Here is an 18218-nt window from a genome sequence, read left to right on the forward strand (position 1 = left end):
TTGAGGGATTTCACTCACCATCATTCCGGGGCGCGCCACTTGGCGCGAGCCCGGAATCCATCGAGCCTCGGAGACCCCGGAAGAATGGATTCTCAGGTGCGCAATTGCGCACTATAGTTCGCGACTGCGTCGCGCCCCGGAATGACGGCGGTCGCATGGAGAGCCCCCGCGATTCCTGCGGATGCAGCGGTCGCGCGGCTTGCGGGTTCGGCCACATTAAGGTTATCGCGGCATTAGGACACCCCTCATAGGCTGGGCCGTGGACCTGCCCGCGCCTGCGGGCGATACTAACCCTTTCTTAAGGCTGCCATTCCCGGCAAGCCGGCGTGACGCGTGACAGCGAGACCTGAAGCCTCCTCGATGACCAATTCGGATTTCCAGTTGCGAGGCGTCGGCGATCCCAGGCTGTCCGTGCATGCGACCTCGCCCCTGCCCGCCTGGCTGTGGTCGCCCGACGGCGCCCGCGTGCTGTGGGCCAATCCGGTCGGCGCAAAATTCTTCGGCGCGGCCAATGCGGCCGCCCTTGCCCAAAAGACCTTCGGTCCCGCCGACGGCCATCGCCGCCAGGTCGCCCAGCTCGGCCGCCGGCTGTCGGCGAGCGGCGCCATCAGGCTGGAACGGCTGCGCGGCTTCGGTGCGAAGCTCGGTGCGCTGATGACCTGCGCCTGTGCGCGGCTCTCCTTTGCCGACGGAAGCTCGGGCGTGCTCGTCACCGCCATGGATGCGACCGCGCGCAGCATGCCGCTGGTCGAGCGGCTGCATCGCCTGGTCGACGGCGCGGCAGTGCCGATGGCGGCGTTCGCGCCTGACGGCATGTTCGCCGGCGCCAGCCAGGCGGCGCGCGCCCTGCTCGGCTTTCGCGATCTCAGCGACGCCGGGCTCGAGCAGGCACGCAGCGAGGCGCTGGCGAAGGGCCGCGTCGAGCTGCCTGTTGGCATCGGCAAGATGGTGCTGCAACGGGTCGGTGCCGGCGCCGATATCGGTCTGGTCGCGCTGATCGAGCCCGCGGTGGCGCAGTCGGCCGAGCGCGTGCCGGAGACTGCGCCCGATGCGCCGCTCGGGCCGGCGCAACAGCAGATGGCAGCGCCGAACGCGCACGACGCGGGGATCGCGCTGTTCGACCCGTTTACCGAGCCGGCCGACGCGCCCGCCGAGACGCCGGCGCCCGAACCGGCCGCCGAAGCCGCAGCGAAAACTCCGGTTGAAAACCCGGCCCCAGCCATCGTGCCGCCGCAAGCTGCGCCGATCACCTCAACCATGGTCGAGCCGCATGCCCAAGCGGAGACACCGCGCCAGCATCCGCTGCGCTTCCTCTGGCAGATGGATGCGGAGGGCCGCTTTGTGCTGGCTTCGAGCGAATTCATCCGCCTGATCGGCGCGCACACTGCGGCCCGCTTCGGCCGGCCCTGGCGCGAGATATCAGAGGAATTTGCGCTCGACCCCGAGGGGCGCGTCGCGCGGGCGCTGGCGAGCCACGACACCTGGGCCGGCATCACCGTGAACTGGCCGGCCGATGGCGGCGAACGTCTAGCGGTCGAGCTTGCCGGCCTGCCGGTCTACGACCACGAACGCAACTTTGCCGGCTTCAAGGGCTTTGGCGTCTGCCGCGATCTCGATGCGCTTAACCGGCTCGATGCGCTCCGCCGGTACCAGTCGATCGCCGAGCCGGTCGCTCAGCACGGCGCTTCCGAGGAGGTGGTCGAGCCCGAGGCAGAGGCCAAGGCCGGGATCGAGGCGCCGCCGGTCGAGACATCGCCGCCGCCGCCGGAGCCTGAACCGCCGGCTGTAACCGACGTTGAACCGCCCGCACTTTTCACCGACGCGACTTCACACCCAACCGATCCGGAAACGCCAGTGGAAACGCCTCCGAATGTCGTGCCGTTCCGCGCACCAGGCGACCTCAGGTCACAGGGTGACCAGAGGTCACACGGTGACCCGAGGTCACAGGGTGACCAGAGAGCACCGACGCTGACGCCGGTCGAGAACAGCGCGTTCAACGAGCTGGCGCGGCAATTGTCCGAACGGCTCGAACGCGAGCGCGAGACGATGGCCTCCGCCGCGGCCGAGCCGCCGGCGGATGAGATCACGCATGACGCGATGATGCCGCATGACGCGGTCATCACCGAGCCCGTGATCTCGGAGCTCGAGGCGCCGCCCGCCGCGGCCGAATGGCTAGCCGAGCCCGCGCCGCCCGCGCAGGGCCACAGTGCGCGCGATCGCGCGCTGCTCGATCTGATTCCGACGGGCATGCTGATCTACCGGCTCGATCGCCTGCTCTACGCCAACCCCGCCTTCCTCGCGCGCATGGGTTACGCCGACCTCGCGGCGCTGGAAGATGCCGGCGGCCTCGACGCGCTCTATGTCGAGCCTGGGGTCTCCGCCGCCAGCAGCACCTCGCAATTGGGCACGCCGGTGACGATCAGCTCTGCGATCGCCAATGGCGAGCAGCCGCTGGCGACCACGGACGCGCATCTGCATACGATCGACTGGAACGGCGAGAGCGCGCATGCGCTGATCTGCGCGTTGCCGCAAGCGGTGCCCGTCGTCGTGGCGCCGGTGGCCGCGCCGCCTGATGCCGCCGAGACCGATGTCGACGAGCCCGTCATCTTCGCGCCCGAGCCCGAGGTCGGCGATGCCGATGCGGAAGATCTCGCCGCCATTCTCGACACCACGGCCGAGGGCATCGTGATGTTCGATGCCGAGGGCAACATCCACGCCTGCAACCGCAGCGCCGAGGCGCTGTTCGGCTACGACGGCGAGACGCTGCTGCAGCAGAACCTGCTGACGCTGTTCGCGCCGGAGAGCCAGCAGATCGTGATGGACTATCTCGACAGCATCGAGAGCCAGGACATTGCGAGCCTGCTCGACCACGGCCGCGAGGTGCTGGGCCGCGAGAAGAAGGGCGGCGTGCTGCCGCTCGCCATGATCATGGGCCGCACGCGGCCTGACGGCCCGAACTTCTTCGCCGTGTTCCGCGACCTCTCGCAGACCAAGAAGGGCGAGAGCGAGCTGACGCAGGCGCGGCGCCTGGTCGACGGCGCGGCGAATGCCAAGGCCGACATGCTGGCGCGGATCAGCCACGAGATCCGCACGCCGCTCAACGCCATCATCGGCTTTGCCGAGGTGATGATCTCCGAACGCTTCGGCGCGCTCGGCAACGAGCGCTACGGCGAATACATGAAGGACATCCGCGCCTCCGGCGAGCGCGTGATCACCATCATCGACGATCTGCTCGAGCTGTCGCGGATCGAGACCGGCAAGCTCGACCTGAATTTTGCGAATGTGAATCTCAACGACCTGGTCGAGGCCTGCGTCGCGGTGATGCAGCCGCAGGCCAATCGCGAGCGCATCATCATCCGCACCTCGCTCGCGCATGCCCTGCCGCAGGTGACGGCCGACGCCCGCGCGCTGCGGCAGGTGACGATGAATTTGATCTCGAACTCGATCCGGCTTGCGAGCGCCGGCGGCCAGGTGATCGTCTCGACCGCGCTCAACGATCGCGGCGAGGTCGCGCTGCGCATCCGCGACACCGGCCACGGCCTCAGCGAAACGGAAGTCGCCGCCGCCATGGAGCCGTTCCGCACCCCGCCGCCGGGCGATGCCGCGGACAGTTCGGCGCTCAGCCTGTCGCTGACCAAAGCGCTGGTCGAAGCCAACCGCGCCCAGTTCAACATCAAGAACGCCGGTCAGGGCACGCTGATCGAGGTGACGTTCGCGCCGGTGACGGCGCGGGCGTGAGGGGCCTTATTCTCTCCCCGTAACAACGGAGCGAGGGAGTGAGAGAGCAGCATCCCCCCAAAAAAAAGAAGGGCACGGCTTGCGCCATGCCCTTTCACGTTCAGCGATGCGATCGCCTCAGCTGTAGATCTCGAACAGGCCGGCGCCGCCCTGGCCGCCACCGATGCACATGGTCACCACGCCCCACTTGGCCTTGCGGCGGGCACCTTCCTGGAGAAGATGGCCGGTGAGACGCGCACCGGTCATGCCGAACGGATGGCCGATCGCGATCGAGCCGCCGTTGACGTTGTACTTGGCGGGATCGATGCCGAGCTTGTCGCGCGAATAGAGGCACTGGCTGGCGAAGGCCTCGTTGAGCTCCCAGAGATCGATGTCGTCGATCTTCAGACCGTGGCGCTTGAGCAGCTTCGGCACGGCGAAGATCGGGCCGATGCCCATCTCGTCCGGCTCGCAGCCTGCGGCTGCCCAGGCGACGAAACGGCCGAGCGGCTTGAGGCCGCGCTTCTCGGCGTCCTTGGCTTCCATCAGCACCACGGCGGCGGCGCCGTCGGAGAGCTGGCTGGCATTGCCGGCGGTGACGTATTTGCCCGGACCCTTCACCGGCTCGAGCTTTGCCAAGCCTTCCAGCGTCGTGTCGGGGCGGTTGCATTCGTCGCGATCGACGACGTAGTCGACGATGCTCTCGGCCTTGGTCGCCTTGTCGACCACCTTCATCTTGGTCTTCATCGGCACGATCTCGTCCTTGAACTTGCCGGCCTGCTGCGCGGCCGCCATGCGGCGCTGCGACTCCAGCGAATATTCGTCCTGGTATTCGCGACTGAGCTTGTAGCGCTCGGCGACGATGTCGGCGGTGTCGATCATCGCCATGAAGATGGCGGGCGCGGTCTTGAGCAGGTCGGGATCGACAGCTTCCTTGGGCAGAGGCCCGCCGGGAATCGAGATGCTCTCGACGCCGCCGGCGACGATGCAATCGGCGCCGTCGGAGCGGATCGAGTTCGCGGCCATCGCGATGGTCTGGAGACCCGAGGAGCAGAAGCGGTTCACCGAGACGCCGCCGGTCGATTTCGGCAGGCCCGCGAGCAGCGCCGCCTGGCGGCCGATGTTCGGGGCGCCATGAGCGCAATTGCCGAGATAGCAGTCCTCGACATAGTCCTTGTCGACACCGGCGCGGTCCACAGCATGATGAATGGCGTGCGCCGCCAGCGACATCGGCGGCGTGATGTTGAACCCGCCGCGGCCGGATTTCGCGAGGCCCGTGCGCGCATAGGAAACGATGACAGCTTCACGCATTGTTTTCTCCCTTTTCGAATGTCTTGAACGGAGCGTTCTGGCGCCATTGGTACACTGAGATAGCGGCTGCGGAAAACAAAAACGCCGCCTCCGATGAGGGAGACGGCGTTGTTCCGTAGGTCGGAATATCTCTGTGTATGTCTCTCTATCCGCTCGTCATGCCCGGGCTTGACCCGGGCGGACGGCCATGCCCGGCTATGACCGGGTGGGAGCGTGATCAGAACGTCAGCGCCTTGACCTGCTTGACCTGCGGCAGGGTCGCCACCTTGGCGAGCACGTCCGCAGGTACCGCACCGTCGACCTCGACGAGGGCAATGGCATCGCTGCCGGGCGCGACGCGGCCGAGATGGAAGGTCGCGATGTTGAGCTTGGCATCGCCGAGCAGGCTTGCGAACTTGCCGATGAAGCCCGGCTTGTCCTCGTTGGTCACGTAGATCATCGACTTGCCGAACTCTGCGTCGACGCGGATGCCCTTGACGTCGACCAGCCGCGGCTTGCCATCGTGATAGACGGTGCCGGAGACCGAGCGCTCCTGCCGTTCGGTCGCCACCGTGACGGTGATCAGGCTCTCATAGTCGCTCTGCGCGGCGCGCGTCACCTCGTCCACCACCATGCCGCGCTCCTTGGCGACGACGGGCGCGGACACCACGTTGACCTCGCCCAGCATCGGCCGCAACAGGCCAGACAGCACCGCGGAAGTCAGCGCCTTGATCTTCATTTCGGCGACGTGGCCCTCGTAGGTGATCGTGACCTTCGAGATGCCGGTCTCGGTGAGCTGGCCGGCGAACGAGCCGAGCTTCTCGGCGAGCGTGATGAACGGCCTCAGCTTCGGCGCTTCTTCCGCAGTGATGGACGGGAAGTTGATGGCGTTGGAGATCGCGCCGGAGATGAGATAGTCCGACATCTGCTCGGCGACCTGCAGCGCGACGTTCTCCTGCGCTTCCGTGGTGGAGGCGCCCAGATGCGGCGTGCAGATCACGTTGGGATGGCCGAACAGCACGTTGGTATTCGCGGGTTCTTCCACGAACACGTCGAAGGCGGCACCAGCGATGTGCTTGGCGTTGAGCGCATCGACCACGGCCTGCTCGTCGACGAGACCGCCGCGGGCGCAGTTGATCAAGCGCACGCCCTTCTTCATCTTCGCGATCGCAGCCGCATCGATGATGTTCTTCGTCTTCTCGGTCAGCGGGGTGTGAAGCGTGATGAAATCGGCGCGCTTGAGCAGGTCATCGAGCTCGACCTTCTCGACGCCGATGTCCTTGGCGCGCTCCGGCGACAGGAACGGATCGAACGCGATCACCTTCATGCGCAGGCCGAGCGCGCGGTCGGCGACGATCGAGCCGATGTTGCCGCAACCGATGACGCCGAGCACCTTGCCGGTGATCTCGACGCCCATGAAGCGGTTCTTCTCCCACTTGCCCGCCTGGGTCGAGGCGTCGGCCTGCGGGATCTCGCGGGCGAGCGCCAGCATGAGCGTAATCGCGTGCTCGGCGGTCGTGATCGAATTGCCGAACGGGGTGTTCATCACGATGATGCCCTTGGCGGTCGCCGCGGGAATCTCGACATTGTCGACGCCGATGCCGGCGCGGCCGATCACCTTGAGGTTGGTGGCCTTCTCCAGGATCTTGGCGGTCACCTTGGTTGCGGAGCGGATCGCAAGGCCATCGTAATTGCCGATGATCTCGGCGAGCTTGTCCTTGTCCTTGCCGAGATTGGGCTGGAAGTCGACCTCGACGCCGCGGTCTTTGAAGATCTGCACGGCAGCGGGCGAGAGAGCGTCGGAAATGAGAACTTTGGGTTTGGTCATGGGGATGATCCGTGGTGCGGGCTGCATTTACGGAACGTCGCCCGCGGACTTAATCCGCGGGTCCGTCTCTCCTGGGAGATGGATGGCCGGGTCAAGCCCGGCCATGACGAATGAGATGGAACGCGTTAAGCCGCCTTGGCGAGCTGCGCCTTGGTCTCGGCAAAGGCCCAGTCGATCCACTGCGTCAGCAGCTCGACGTCTTTGGCTTCGACCGTGGCGCCGCACCAGATGCGCAGGCCTGCCGGCGCATCGCGGTAATAGGCGAAGTCGTAGCCGGCGCCTTCCCTCTCGACGAGGGCAACCAGCTTCTTGGAGAACTCGGCCTGCGCGTCGTCGGAAAGCGAGGTGATCGCTGGATCGGTGAATTTCAGGCACACCGAGGTATTGGAGCGGATCGCGGCATCTTTGGCCAGGAAGTCGATCCAGGGCGTCTTCGCCTTCCAGTCGGCCAGCACCTTGGTGTTGGCGTCGGCGCGCGCGATCAGCGCCTTGAGGCCGCCGATCGACTTGGCCCAGTTCAGCGCATCGAGATAGTCCTCGACGCAGAGCATCGACGGCGTGTTGATGGTCTCGCCGACGAAGATGCCTTCGTTGATCTTGCCGCCCTTGGTCATGCGGAAAATCTTCGGCAGCGGCCATGCCGGCTTGTAGGTCTCCAGCCGCTCCACCGCGCGGGGCGACAGGATCAGCATGCCGTGCGCGGCTTCACCGCCGAGCGCCTTCTGCCAGGAGAAGGTGACGACATCGAGCTTGGCCCAGTCGAGCGGTTGCGCGAACGCAGCGGAGGTCGCGTCGCAAATGGTCAGGCCTTCGCGGGTCGCGCTGATCCAGTCAGCGTTCGGCACGCGCACGCCTGACGTGGTGCCGTTCCAGGTGAAGACGACGTCGCTCTTGGGGTCGACCTTCGAGAGGTCGGGAATCTCACCGTAAGCTGCGTTGAGCTTGGTGACGTCCTTGAGCTTCAATTCCTTGACGATGTCGCTGACCCAGCCCTCGCCGAAGGATTCCCAGGCGAGCGTGGTGACGGGCCGCGCGCCGAGCAGCGACCAGAGTGCCATCTCGACGGCGCCGGTATCGGAGGCCGGCACGATGCCGATGCGATAATCGGCGGGCACTTCAAGCACTTCGCGCGTCAGATCGATCGCGAGCTTGAGCTTGGTCTTGCCGACCTTCGCGCGATGCGAACGGCCGAGCGCTGCGTCTTTGAGATTTTGGGCGTTCCAGCCGGGGCGCTTGGCGCAGGGGCCGGAGGAGAAATGCGGCACGGTCGGCCGCGAAGCGGGCTTCGCTACAGTCATGATCTACCCTTCCAGATAGTAAGCCTCCCGTTGGGGGGAGGTGTCCCGCCGCGGCTGATACGGGAATCGGGTAGACCAGTCAAGAAACTTCCGGCGGCTCACGGCGGAGTGCAGGTAATTCCGGCGCGATATCCGGGCTTTCCACCGTGGTGAGCGCGTTCAGCAAGTCCGTGGCTTCGCTGATCAATTGCGCGGCGCGGCGGCGGCTACCGACTTTCAAAATGCACTTGTCGTTAGCCTGCACGACATAATCGTTGCCGACCTTGATTATCGAATAGCTTGTCATCGAAATCCCCGAACCGCCCGAGCCGGGTGTCTGACGCTGCGTAGCACCGTTCGTTCCTGGTTCCACATGAAGGTGGAACGGGTAGTTTATCAGCTCTTAAGATGAACGAATGCGCGATCCGAATTTGCTGATTGCGCAACGACCCCGCCGCGCTGCCTCAAAAGCGGACAGTCATGCCGACGTGACTCGCTGTGAATCCGAGACGCTTGTAAAAGCGCTGCGCATCCGTTCTCGTCTGATGCGTCAGCAGTTCGACGAGGTTGCAGCCGCGCGACTTTGCTTCCGCCACCGCCCATTGCACCAATCGTTCGCCGATGCCGCGGCTGCGACAATCAGAGGCAACGCGGACATCCTCGAGCAGACCGCGAATGCCGCCTTGCGAGCTGATGCCTGCGAGCACCGCCAGCTGCAGGCAGCCGACCACCCTGCCCTCGCTCTCGGCAACCACGAGCGTGAGATTGGAATCGCGCTCGACCCGTTCGAACGCCTGGTAATAGGCCGCAGGTAACGGATCCTCGAGGCGCTCGCGCCCGCGCCCGAGATGATCGTCGGCGAGCATCGCCACGATCGCCGGCACGTCCTCACGGCGCGCGCGACGGATGGAAACAGATTCGACGTTCATTCGTAGACTCCAGACTCAGCGCGCCGGCGCCAGACCGAGAAGGACCTCGGTTTCGCCGATCCAGCGGCGAACGACCGGATAACGGCTGAGATCGAAGCCGCCTTCATGCGCAACGCGGGTATAGGCGAGTAGCGAGACGTCGGCGAGCGAAACCGTCTCGCCTGCCAAGAAGCGGCTGGTGGCAAGATGCTGCTCCAAGCGGTCGAGCGCCGCATAGCCGCGCTTGACCTTGTCGGGATCGAGTTCGGAGGCATCCTTGCCGAGATAGACCAGCTGGAAGCGGCACACCGCGATATAGGGCTCGTGGCTGTATTGTTCCCAGAACAGCCATTCATCCATCTTGGCGGCGGCAAAGGCGTCGTGCGGGATCAGCGCGCTGTCACGGGCGAGATAGCGGATGATGGCGTTGGACTGCGCCAGCGTGCGGCCGTCGTCGAAAGCAATTGTCGGCACCTGGCCGGCGCCGTTCATCTTTAGAAATTGCGGCGTGCGCGTCTCGCCTTTGCGCGTGTCGATCTCGATCCAGCGATAGGGCAATGCGAGATGATCGCAGACCCACTTCACCTTCAAGCAGTTACCCGAATTGCTGTCGCCGTAAATCTGCATCGCTGTCGCCCCATGCGGGGCGACAGAGCATCAGGACGGGGCGAAACTGTCAACCGCGATGCAGCGAAGCGGCGTCAGAACTTATAGCCGAGCCCGACGCGCGCATTGTTGAGCGTCACCGAGGTGTTCATCACAGGCGAGAATCTGACATATTCATATTCGACACGGGCGAACAGACCGTCCCAGATGCAATACTCGACGCCGAGACCTGCGGTCCAGCCCACTGCAAAGGCATTGGTCCGATGCTGGCTCTGCGTCTGAGACTGCGCCGGAACGGCGTTCGGTCCGTTGGTCACGATCGTCGTGACGCCCCCGAACGTGTTCGTCGTCACCTGGGTCAACGACACGTCGCTTGTCACGGTGCGCGATACGTCCATACGACCCACGGCAGCGCCGGCGAACGCATATGGCATGAAATCGCCGCCATCCCAGCCCACGCGGCCGCGGAGCGAAATCATGTCCTTGACCTGTGCCGCGGCGGTACCGGTCAACTTTACGTTCCAATGATCAGTCACGTTGTCGGGGTGAACGTCCCCGGCGGGATTGATGATGTCGAGTTGGTTGGAGCCGCTGGTCTGCGTGTAGAGATTGTTGAAATAACTATAGGTGCCCTCGAGACCGAGAATGGCGTCGTACCATTGCCAGTTGCGGCCGACGAAGGCGCCAAAATTCGTGCTCTGCGTGGTGGTCTTGTTCATGAGCGACCAACTTGCCGTCGGCTGCTGGAGCACGCTGTCACGAAAGATGAAGTTGGTCAGACCGACCACGCTCTGGCTGAAGTCGGTCGTATCGGTCGTGTATCCGCCATGGACGCCGAAATAGGCGCCATCCCAATTGTGGGCTGTCTTGGACAGACCGTCGGTGAAGCCGCCGCGCAGGACGGGCAGATCCGGCATGTCGGCCGCGTGTGCGGCGGACATCGATCCGAACACCGCCGCCACCAACCAAAGCCTACGCATTGCAACGCTCCATCGAGACTCGAACTGTCGCGCTGATCATGGCTCGTTAACCTTAACCAATGGTTGCGTCTGACGTTTTCGTCGCCGCTCGCCATGAAAAATATGCAAAGCAAAACGGCGCGGGATGATCCCGCGCCGTTAAGAGAGGTTAAGCGATGAGGCTGCCGATCAGCCCTTGGTGACGAGCGGCGGCGGCGGCATGTAGGCCGGCGGGCTGTCGAGATTCCAGCGCACGCCGAGCTTCACGTCGTGCGAGGTGATGTCCTTGACCTTGAACGGATGGCCGCCACCAGAGCCGTCGAATGCATAGGCGGGACCGGTGATGCCATCGCCCAGGTTGACATAGCTGTAGGCGAGTTCGAGCGTCAGATTCGGGTTGACCTTGTAAGCCAATCCCGTGTGCAGCGCCCAGGCGAAGTTCCACTGCGAGGCGGTCGAAGCGGAGTAGAAACTTGCGACGGGAGGTCCGCCTACGGAGGGCGTGAATGTCGGTGCTGGGCCGACATGCGCGTTATTCAGGCCACTGTCGGTGAAGTTCGAGATGGTGACTCGCGAGGCGCCGACGCCAGCGCCGATGAACGGCGTCACGCACCACCAAGTCCCGAGATCGACATATGCGTTCGCCAAGAACAACCATTCAGACTTGCTACCACCGTAGTTGTCGGAGCCGCTGGCGATCAGACCACCGCCGACGGGAAAGGTCGCGAGGTCGAGCCCGTGGAGATTGGTTCGGCCACGATATTGGCCCGTGACATCAGCGCGGAACCAGTTGTTGACGCGGTAGCCAACGCCAACGTCGAAGATGCCGCCTGTGTCAAAACCGTTGGTCTGGCTGAAGGTGACATTATTGGCGTAGAGAGCGTCGTTGGTGCTGCGGATGCTCTTCGCGCTCTGATTGCTGAAGCCGATGTCGCCGCGCAGATACCAGCCGCCGAAGTCAGCGGGCGGGGCCGGCGGCGCGTACATGGGAGGCGGAGCCGCGATCGGCATATCGGCGGCGAATGCCATCGACGAGATCAGTGACGCCGCTCCCGCGGCAAGGAGAGACTTAACGCTACGCATTGGCTTCGTCCTTATGGCCGGTGAGGCAAAATACGAGCGCCTCACGTTCTGGAAACTCACGAGCCGGACGATGGCAGCAAATGCTTAAGCGCCACTTAACCCTAATTTTTAAGGTTGATTTTTTCTCACCCCACACGCGGACGCGGCGCAAGCGTTGCAAAAATGCGGCAGTGCGCGCGCCGCAATTCCTAACGATGTGTGAAGCTGCAGGGCAGCGAAAGAAGGTTTGTTAACGCACGTGCCGCGGCAGCTTGGGCAGGAACACCGCAAGCAGCCCGATCGCCGGCAGATAGGCGCAGACCTGGTAGACGAACTCGATCGAGGTGTGGTCGGCGAGCTTGCCAAGCACTGCGGCGCCAAGGCCGCCGATGCCGAAGGCGACACCGAAGAACACGCCCGAGATCATGCCGAAGCGATGCGGCACCAGCTCCTGCGCGAACACGATGATCGACGAGGTCGTCGAGGAGATGATCAAGCCGATGATCACCGAGAGCACCGCGCTGGCATAGAGCCCGGCAAAGGGCAGCGCCAGCGTGAACGGCAGCGCGCCGAGGATCGAGATCCAGATCACGATCTTGCGGCCGAAGCGGTCTCCGAGCGGTCCGCCGAAGAACGCGCCGACCGCGTTCGCGGCGAGAAAGATGAAGAGATAGATCTGCGCGGCCTGCGTCGACACGCCGAAGCGGTCGATCAGGTAGAAGATGTAGTAGCTCGACAGGCTCGAGACGTAGAGCTGTTTCGAGAACAACAGCGCCACCAGCACGAGCAGCGCGATCGCGACGCGGCGCGAGCTCGGCGCGTCGGGATGGGCCTGAACCGCCGCGGTCTTCTTCGCCTTGATCTGCGGCGCGTACCAGCGGCCGATGCGCCAGAGGATGACGATCGCAAGGCCCGCGATCGAGGAGAACCAGGCAATGCTGCCCTGCCCGAACGGCACGACGATGAGCGCGGCCAGCACCGGCCCCATCGAGGTGCCGAAACTGCCGCCGAGCTGGAACACCGATTGCGCAAAGCCGTAGCGGCCGCCGGAGGCAAGCCGCGCGATGCGTGCCGATTCGGGGTGAAATACCGCCGAGCCGAGTCCGACCAGCGCCGCCGCAATCAGGATGACGAGATATTGCTGCGCGATGCTGAGCAGCAAGAGGCCGAAGAAGGTCGAGGCCATGCCGATGGCCAGCGAATAAGGCTGCGCCTTCTTGTCGGTGTAGTGCCCGACCACCGGCTGGAGCAGCGAGGCCGTGAATTGGAAGGCCAGCGTGATCATGCCGATCTGCGCGAAGTCGAGGGCGTAGGTGTCCTTCAGGATCGGATACACCGAGGCGATCAGCGACTGCATGGTGTCGTTGAGGAAGTGCGAGAAGCTGATGCCGGCGAGCACGATGTAGGCCGGGCCCGCAGCTGACTTGGCGACGGGCGTAACGCCGCCGACGACGACCGGCTCGGTCAGCGTTTCCTCTGAGACGACGACTGGCTTGTTCAATGCAGCAATCCCGGCGCGGCAGATTGCCGCGATCTCAGGGGTACGATGGGAGCGGCGACCAAACCAGCGCCAATCGCAAATGGCTGGGATGCGCGGGTCACCTCTCCCGAAGGGAGAGGTCGGATCGCATCGCAAGATGCGATCCGGGTGAGGGGTTACGGTCTCACCGAGCGCCGCGGCCCCTCACCCGGATCGCTTCGCGATCCGACCTCTCCCCGCTGGGAAGAGGTGAAGGACCGCGTCTGCGGAAGCAGATTCGCAGGGTGGGCAAAGGCGCGCTTGCGCCGTGCCCACAAGCTGTTCTTCACCGCGACACAAGCGTGGGCACGCTTCGCTTTGCCCACCCTACGGTACTGTGCTTGGAGAGCTCACACCGCGGCCTGGCCCAGCGCCGAGACGATGGTATCGACGACGTCCTCGACCAGGATGCGGTCCTCGCCCTCACCCATGACGCGGATCACGGGCTCGGTGCCGGAGGAGCGGATCAAGAGGCGGCCGTGGCCGTTGAGCCGCTTCTCTCCGTCGGAAATCGCCGACTTCACGTCGGAATGGTCGAGCGGCTTGCCGCCCTTGTGACGAACGTTCTTGAGGATCTGCGGCAGCGGATCGAAGCGATGGCAGACTTCCGACACTGGACGCCGCAGCTTCTGCACCACGGCGAGCACCTGCAACGCGGCAACGAAGCCGTCGCCTGTCGTGGCGTAGTCGGACAGGATGATGTGGCCGGACTGCTCGCCGCCGAGATTGTAGCCGCCGTTCAGCATCTGCTCGAGCACGTAGCGATCGCCGACCGGCGTGCGCACGAGATCGAGGCCCTGCCCCTTCAGGAAGCGCTCGAGCCCGAGGTTCGACATCACGGTGGCGACGATGCCCGGACGCGACAGCCGCCCGTCTTCCTTCCAGCTCTGCGCGATCACCGCCAGCAGTTGGTCGCCGTCGACGACGTGGCCGCGCTCGTCGACCAGGATGACGCGATCGGCATCGCCATCCAGCGCAATGCCGATGTCGGCGCGCATCTCGCGCACCTTCTTGGACAGCGCTTCCGGCGAGGTCGAGCCGCAATCCTTGTTGATGTTGAAGCCGTCGGGCTCGACGCCGATCGGCACCACGTCGGCGCCCAATTCCCACAGCGCTTCCGGCACCACCTTGTAGGCGGCGCCATTGGCGCAATCGATCACGACACGAAGTCCGTCGAGCGAGAGATCGCGCGGCAGCGTGCGCTTGGCGAATTCGATGTAGCGGTCATGCACGCCGTCGATACGGCGGGCGCGGCCCAGGCTCGCACTCTGTGCGAGCCTCTTCTCGATAGGCTCGTCGAGCAGCTGCTCGATCTGCTTCTCGACGTCGTCGGAGAGCTTGAAGCCCTGCGGGCCGAACAGCTTGATGCCGTTGTCCTCGAACAGATTGTGCGAGGCCGAGATCATGACGCCGAGATCGGCGCGCATCGACTTGGTCAGCATCGCCACAGCCGGCGTCGGCATCGGACCGACCAGCAGCACGTCCATGCCGACCGAGGTGAAGCCCGCGACCATCGCGTATTCGATCATGTAGCCTGACAGCCGCGTGTCCTTGCCGATCACGACCCGGTGGCGGTGCTCACCGCGCTGGAACGCAAGGCCCGCGGCCTGGCCGACCTTGAGCGCGAGCTCCGGCGTGATCAGTCCGTTGGCGCGGCCCCGGATCCCGTCCGTCCCGAAATATTTGCGGCTCATATCGTCCCCCAGGCAACAACCAGGGATCCCCAACACAACCTGCGGATGCCCTGACGGGGCCCGCATCCCCTGATTTGCTGAGGATTGTTATAAAGCCATTGCGGCTAAGTTGGCTTCAAAAAAAATGATGAATCGTTACGGAACCTGGGTGGAGGCCGACACCGTAACGCATTGTTAACACTCTGCTTCCGGGCGCGATCCCGGAAAGCGGAGGGAACCGGCCCTAATCCGAACGCTTCACATGGTTGTCGCCGAGGGTCGGTGCCGGCTGGGTGACGTTGACGGGATCTGAACCCGGGAACGTCTCTTCCAGGCCCTCCTCCAGCGCGTCGTCGAGGGCCTGCTTCTCCTTGATCTCGTCAGGCGAAGGTCCGGCGTGCGGCTTGGTCATGGCGTGCCTCCCGCAAACGATTTGGCTGCGCATCCAACCATGCTAGATGACCCTTGAATCTTCCGATGCAAGACTTCCGATCTGAGATGGGGCCGGGGAACGTTCATGAAGCATATCACCTGTATCGATGATCTTCGCGCGCTGCATAAGCGCCGCGTACCGAAGGCATTCTTCGATTATTGCGACCGCGGCTCCTATGCCGAGGAAACGCTGCGCGCCAACCGCGAGGACATGCAGCAAATCAAGTTCCGCCAGCGCATCCTGGTCGACGTTTCCAAGCGCGACACCTCGACCACGATTCTCGGCGAGCCATCGACGATGCCGCTGATCCTGGCGCCGGTCGGCCTGCTCGGCATGCAGCATGGCGACGGCGAGATTCACGCCTGCCGCGCGGCCCAGGCCGCCGGCATCCCGTTCACGCAATCCACCATGTCGATCTGCTCGATCGAGGATATCGCGGCCGCCGTCGACAAGCCGTTCTGGTTCCAGCTCTACGTGATGAAGGACCGCGGCTTCATCAAGGATCTGATCCAGCGCGCCATCGCCGCCAAGTGCAGCGCGCTGGTGCTGACCGTCGACCTGCAGGTGATCGGCCAGCGCCATGCCGACATCAAGAACGGCATGACGGTGCCGCCGGAATGGTCGCTGTCGAAGCTGCTGGATTTCGCCAGCAAGCCCGCCTGGGTCTCCGGCGTGCTGCAAGGCAAGCGCCGCACCTTCGGCAACATCGCCGGCCACGTGAAGAACACCGAGGACCTCAACCGCCTCGCCGAATGGACCGCCTCGCAGTTCGACACTTCGCTGAACTGGAAGGATGTCGAGTGGGTCCGCAGCATCTGGCCGGGCAAGCTCGTCATCAAGGGCATTCTCGACGTCGAGGATGCCGAGGAAGCGGCCAAGACCGGCGCGCAGGCGCTGGTCGTCTCCAACCATGGCGGCCGTCAGCTCGACGGCGCGCCGTCCTCGATCGAGGTGCTGCCAGAGATCGCCGACGCGGTCGGTGACAGGATGGAGATCATGTTCGACGGCGGCATCCGCTCCGGCCAGGACGTGATGCGCGCGCTCGCGCTCGGCGCAAAGTCCTGCATGATCGGCCGCGCTTACGCCTATGGCCTGGGTGCCGGCGGCCAGGCCGGCGTCGCCAAGGCGATCGATATCATCCAGAAAGAGCTGCTGACGACCATGGGCCTGTGCGGCGTCAACCGGATCGACGAGATCGACGATCATATCATCGCCGAGGCGCCGTAACGATACAGGCGCCGTAGGGTGGGTTAGCTCCGCGGCTGCGCGAAGCGCAGTCCGTCGAGCGTAACCCACCAACTTCGATCGGCATTTGCGGAAGCGTGGTGGGTTACGGCTTCGCCTAACCCACCCTACAATTCCAACGGCTCACATCGGCGGTGTCAGGCCGTCACGGCCGACGCTGATGCGATTGGTTTCGAACGATCCGTCGGGCAATTGCTTCATGAAGGCGATGACCTTGGCGCCGGCCTTCAGCTCCGACTTGTCGGCGGGAACGAAGGTCACGACCGGTGTCATGTCGGAGACGAACACTTTCTTCTCGCCGTCCTTGTACTTCACCCGCAGCGTATGACCGTCATTGCCGACCACGCTCTCCGACACCGTGGCATTGGTCATGCTGGAATTGGGCTTGAGATCATAGGGCCGCGAGCCTTCGCCGGTGCCGCGCATGCTCTCCGGAAACACGTGCACCTCGACGGCGTTGTCGCGGCCATCGGGTCCCGGCACGGTGGTCGCGCCGACGAAGGAGCCGACCTTGATGTCGGCGAGCGAGATCTTGGTGACGCCGGCGACCCTGACGTCCGCTGCGATGTGAAGCTTGACGTCCTCACCGCTGCGCGACTTGACCTGCATCGTGTCGCCATCGACGCTTTCGATCGTGCCGCGCACGCGGGTCGGCACCGGCGCCTTTTGCGCGACGGCAGCAAAGGTGGAAGCAGCCACCATCGCAACAGCGATGAGCGGGCGCGTGAAATTGGCACGTTGGATCGTCATTGATGTCTCCGATTGTCCCCACGGGGGTAGAACGCCGGAGACCGCGCACTATTCTCTCAAGTCTTCGTGAGATCGGCCTCGACCAGCGCGCGCAGCTCGGCGGTCACCTCGGGCCTCTGGCCGAACCACAGCTCGAAGCCGCGCACGGCCTGATACAGGAGCATGCCGAGCCCATCGGCTGTCTTCAGCCCGCGGGCCCCGGCCGCCGCAAGCAGCGGCGTCACGAGGGGAACATAGACGAGGTCGGCCACGACGGCCTCTTGCGGCAGCCGCGTCACCTCGACATCGAGCGCTCCCTGGCCGTGCATGCCGAGCGAGGTCGTGTTCACGAGAAGTCTTGCCCGCGGCAGGACGTCGTTGACGGCGTCCCAGGGCAGTGTCTGCACGTTCGGCCCGAACTGCGTCGCCAGCGCCTCGGCTCGCGCCAAGGTGCGATTGGCAAGATGGACGCGGCCAAAGCCGCGTTCGAGCAGGCCGAATACGACCGCGCGCGAGGCGCCGCCGGCTCCCAGCACCAGCGCCTCCCCGGCCTCGTCCCAGCCGGGCGCGCTGGCGTCGAGATTACCGAGAAAGCCCTCCACGTCGGTATTGGTGGAGCGCAGCTCGCCATCGGCGAGCCACAGCGTGTTGGCGGCGCCCACCGCCTTGGCACGCGCATCCGGCGTGGAGAGCGCCAGCACGGCTTCCTTGTGCGGGATGGTGACGTTGGCGCCGACGAAGCCGCGCAGCGACAGCCGCAGCACGAAATCGCGCAGGTCCTCGGGCGGGACCGCCTCGATGACATAGCCGCCTTCGATGCCTAGCGTGCGCAGCCAATAATGATGGATCAGCGGCGAGCGCGAATGCGCGGCCGGCCATCCGATCAAGCAGGCGGCGGGAGTTTTCGGCGCGCTCATCTGTCCCTCGGTGCGTTTCCAAGGCGATCCATTTCGCGTCCTGCCGCTCCTGTCA

Annotated in this window: 15 protein-coding genes; 2 read left to right on the forward strand and 13 right to left on the reverse strand. The window is 64.7% G+C overall.

Annotated features, from left to right (window positions below):
• Positions 1–360: 360 nt before the first annotated feature.
• Entirely contained in the window at positions 361–3738 is a 3378-nt protein-coding gene (locus BM374_RS00135) for a PAS domain S-box protein (RefSeq protein ID WP_177248010.1), read from the forward strand.
• Positions 3739–3855: 117 nt separating this feature from the next.
• Here BM374_RS00135 and BM374_RS00140 read toward each other — a convergent pair whose 3' ends face one another.
• The 11 genes from BM374_RS00140 to BM374_RS38355 form a co-directional block, all read right to left on the reverse strand.
• On the reverse strand, positions 3856–5028 hold the full coding sequence (locus BM374_RS00140) for a thiolase family protein (protein ID WP_092288591.1): 1173 nt from the start codon (positions 5026–5028) through the stop codon (positions 3856–3858).
• A gap of 217 nt (positions 5029–5245) precedes the next feature.
• Positions 5246–6835: a phosphoglycerate dehydrogenase gene (gene serA, locus BM374_RS00145; RefSeq protein WP_092288592.1), complete on the reverse strand. Its 1590-nt coding sequence runs from the start codon at positions 6833–6835 to the stop codon at positions 5246–5248.
• Positions 6836–6960: 125 nt separating this feature from the next.
• Positions 6961–8133 (reverse strand): phosphoserine transaminase, encoded by a 1173-nt coding sequence (locus BM374_RS00150; protein WP_092288593.1) that lies wholly within the window; start codon positions 8131–8133, stop codon positions 6961–6963.
• 79 nt (positions 8134–8212) lie between these two features.
• A complete protein-coding gene (locus BM374_RS00155) occupies positions 8213–8419 on the reverse strand; it encodes a hypothetical protein (protein ID WP_092288594.1) in 207 nt (68 codons plus the stop codon).
• A gap of 157 nt (positions 8420–8576) precedes the next feature.
• Positions 8577–9041 (reverse strand): GNAT family N-acetyltransferase, encoded by a 465-nt coding sequence (locus tag BM374_RS00160; protein WP_092288595.1) that lies wholly within the window; start codon positions 9039–9041, stop codon positions 8577–8579.
• 15 nt (positions 9042–9056) lie between these two features.
• Positions 9057–9647 (reverse strand): glutathione S-transferase family protein, encoded by a 591-nt coding sequence (locus BM374_RS00165; protein ID WP_092288596.1) that lies wholly within the window; start codon positions 9645–9647, stop codon positions 9057–9059.
• A gap of 74 nt (positions 9648–9721) precedes the next feature.
• Positions 9722–10606 carry an outer membrane protein gene (locus tag BM374_RS00170; RefSeq protein ID WP_092288597.1) on the reverse strand — a complete coding sequence of 295 codons (885 nt, stop codon included), beginning with the start codon at positions 10604–10606 and terminating at the stop codon, positions 9722–9724.
• 168 nt (positions 10607–10774) lie between these two features.
• Complete coding sequence (locus BM374_RS00175) at positions 10775–11668, reverse strand: outer membrane protein (protein ID WP_092288598.1); 894 nt, start codon at positions 11666–11668, stop codon at positions 10775–10777.
• A 229-nt stretch (positions 11669–11897) separates the two neighbouring features.
• Positions 11898–13148 carry an MFS transporter gene (locus BM374_RS00180; RefSeq protein WP_177248011.1) on the reverse strand — a complete coding sequence of 417 codons (1251 nt, stop codon included), beginning with the start codon at positions 13146–13148 and terminating at the stop codon, positions 11898–11900.
• A gap of 368 nt (positions 13149–13516) precedes the next feature.
• Positions 13517–14860 (reverse strand): phosphoglucosamine mutase, encoded by a 1344-nt coding sequence (gene glmM / locus BM374_RS00185; protein ID WP_092288599.1) that lies wholly within the window; start codon positions 14858–14860, stop codon positions 13517–13519.
• A gap of 223 nt (positions 14861–15083) precedes the next feature.
• On the reverse strand, positions 15084–15251 hold the full coding sequence (locus BM374_RS38355; protein ID WP_177248012.1) for a hypothetical protein: 168 nt from the start codon (positions 15249–15251) through the stop codon (positions 15084–15086).
• 105 nt (positions 15252–15356) lie between these two features.
• Here BM374_RS38355 and BM374_RS00190 point away from each other — a divergent pair, with 105 nt between their 5' ends.
• The gene (locus BM374_RS00190) at positions 15357–16499 is read left to right on the forward strand and encodes an alpha-hydroxy acid oxidase (protein WP_092288600.1); all 1143 of its coding nucleotides are present in this window, start codon (positions 15357–15359) and stop codon (positions 16497–16499) included.
• 141 nt (positions 16500–16640) lie between these two features.
• Here the strand turns inward: BM374_RS00190 and BM374_RS00195 are convergent, their stop codons facing one another.
• Positions 16641–17267 carry a hypothetical protein gene (locus BM374_RS00195; RefSeq protein ID WP_092288601.1) on the reverse strand — a complete coding sequence of 209 codons (627 nt, stop codon included), beginning with the start codon at positions 17265–17267 and terminating at the stop codon, positions 16641–16643.
• Positions 17268–17323: 56 nt separating this feature from the next.
• Complete coding sequence (locus tag BM374_RS00200) at positions 17324–18163, reverse strand: shikimate dehydrogenase (protein WP_092288602.1); 840 nt, start codon at positions 18161–18163, stop codon at positions 17324–17326.
• Positions 18164–18218 lie beyond the last annotated feature (55 nt).

Origin of the sequence: Bradyrhizobium sp. Ghvi (genome assembly GCF_900115265.1) — a bacterium.
In the GTDB taxonomy this organism is placed as follows: Bacteria; Pseudomonadota; Alphaproteobacteria; order Rhizobiales; family Xanthobacteraceae; genus Bradyrhizobium.

Bases quoted from the DNA above. Each gene is read 5' to 3' on its own strand.
- BM374_RS00135 (WP_177248010.1), top strand. From the start codon at position 361: ATGACCAATTCGGATTTCCAGTTGCGAGGCGTCGGCGATCCCAGGCTG.
- BM374_RS00140 (WP_092288591.1), bottom strand. From the start codon at position 5,028: ATGCGTGAAGCTGTCATCGTTTCCTATGCGCGCACGGGCCTCGCGAAA.
- serA (WP_092288592.1), bottom strand. From the start codon at position 6,835: ATGACCAAACCCAAAGTTCTCATTTCCGACGCTCTCTCGCCCGCTGCC.
- BM374_RS00150 (WP_092288593.1), bottom strand. From the start codon at position 8,133: ATGACTGTAGCGAAGCCCGCTTCGCGGCCGACCGTGCCGCATTTCTCC.
- BM374_RS00155 (WP_092288594.1), bottom strand. From the start codon at position 8,419: ATGACAAGCTATTCGATAATCAAGGTCGGCAACGATTATGTCGTGCAG.
- BM374_RS00160 (WP_092288595.1), bottom strand. From the start codon at position 9,041: ATGAACGTCGAATCTGTTTCCATCCGTCGCGCGCGCCGTGAGGACGTG.
- BM374_RS00165 (WP_092288596.1), bottom strand. From the start codon at position 9,647: ATGCAGATTTACGGCGACAGCAATTCGGGTAACTGCTTGAAGGTGAAG.
- BM374_RS00170 (WP_092288597.1), bottom strand. From the start codon at position 10,606: ATGCGTAGGCTTTGGTTGGTGGCGGCGGTGTTCGGATCGATGTCCGCC.
- BM374_RS00175 (WP_092288598.1), bottom strand. From the start codon at position 11,668: ATGCGTAGCGTTAAGTCTCTCCTTGCCGCGGGAGCGGCGTCACTGATC.
- glmM (WP_092288599.1), bottom strand. From the start codon at position 14,860: ATGAGCCGCAAATATTTCGGGACGGACGGGATCCGGGGCCGCGCCAAC.
- BM374_RS38355 (WP_177248012.1), bottom strand. From the start codon at position 15,251: ATGACCAAGCCGCACGCCGGACCTTCGCCTGACGAGATCAAGGAGAAG.
- BM374_RS00190 (WP_092288600.1), top strand. From the start codon at position 15,357: ATGAAGCATATCACCTGTATCGATGATCTTCGCGCGCTGCATAAGCGC.
- BM374_RS00195 (WP_092288601.1), bottom strand. From the start codon at position 17,267: ATGACGATCCAACGTGCCAATTTCACGCGCCCGCTCATCGCTGTTGCG.
- BM374_RS00200 (WP_092288602.1), bottom strand. From the start codon at position 18,163: ATGAGCGCGCCGAAAACTCCCGCCGCCTGCTTGATCGGATGGCCGGCC.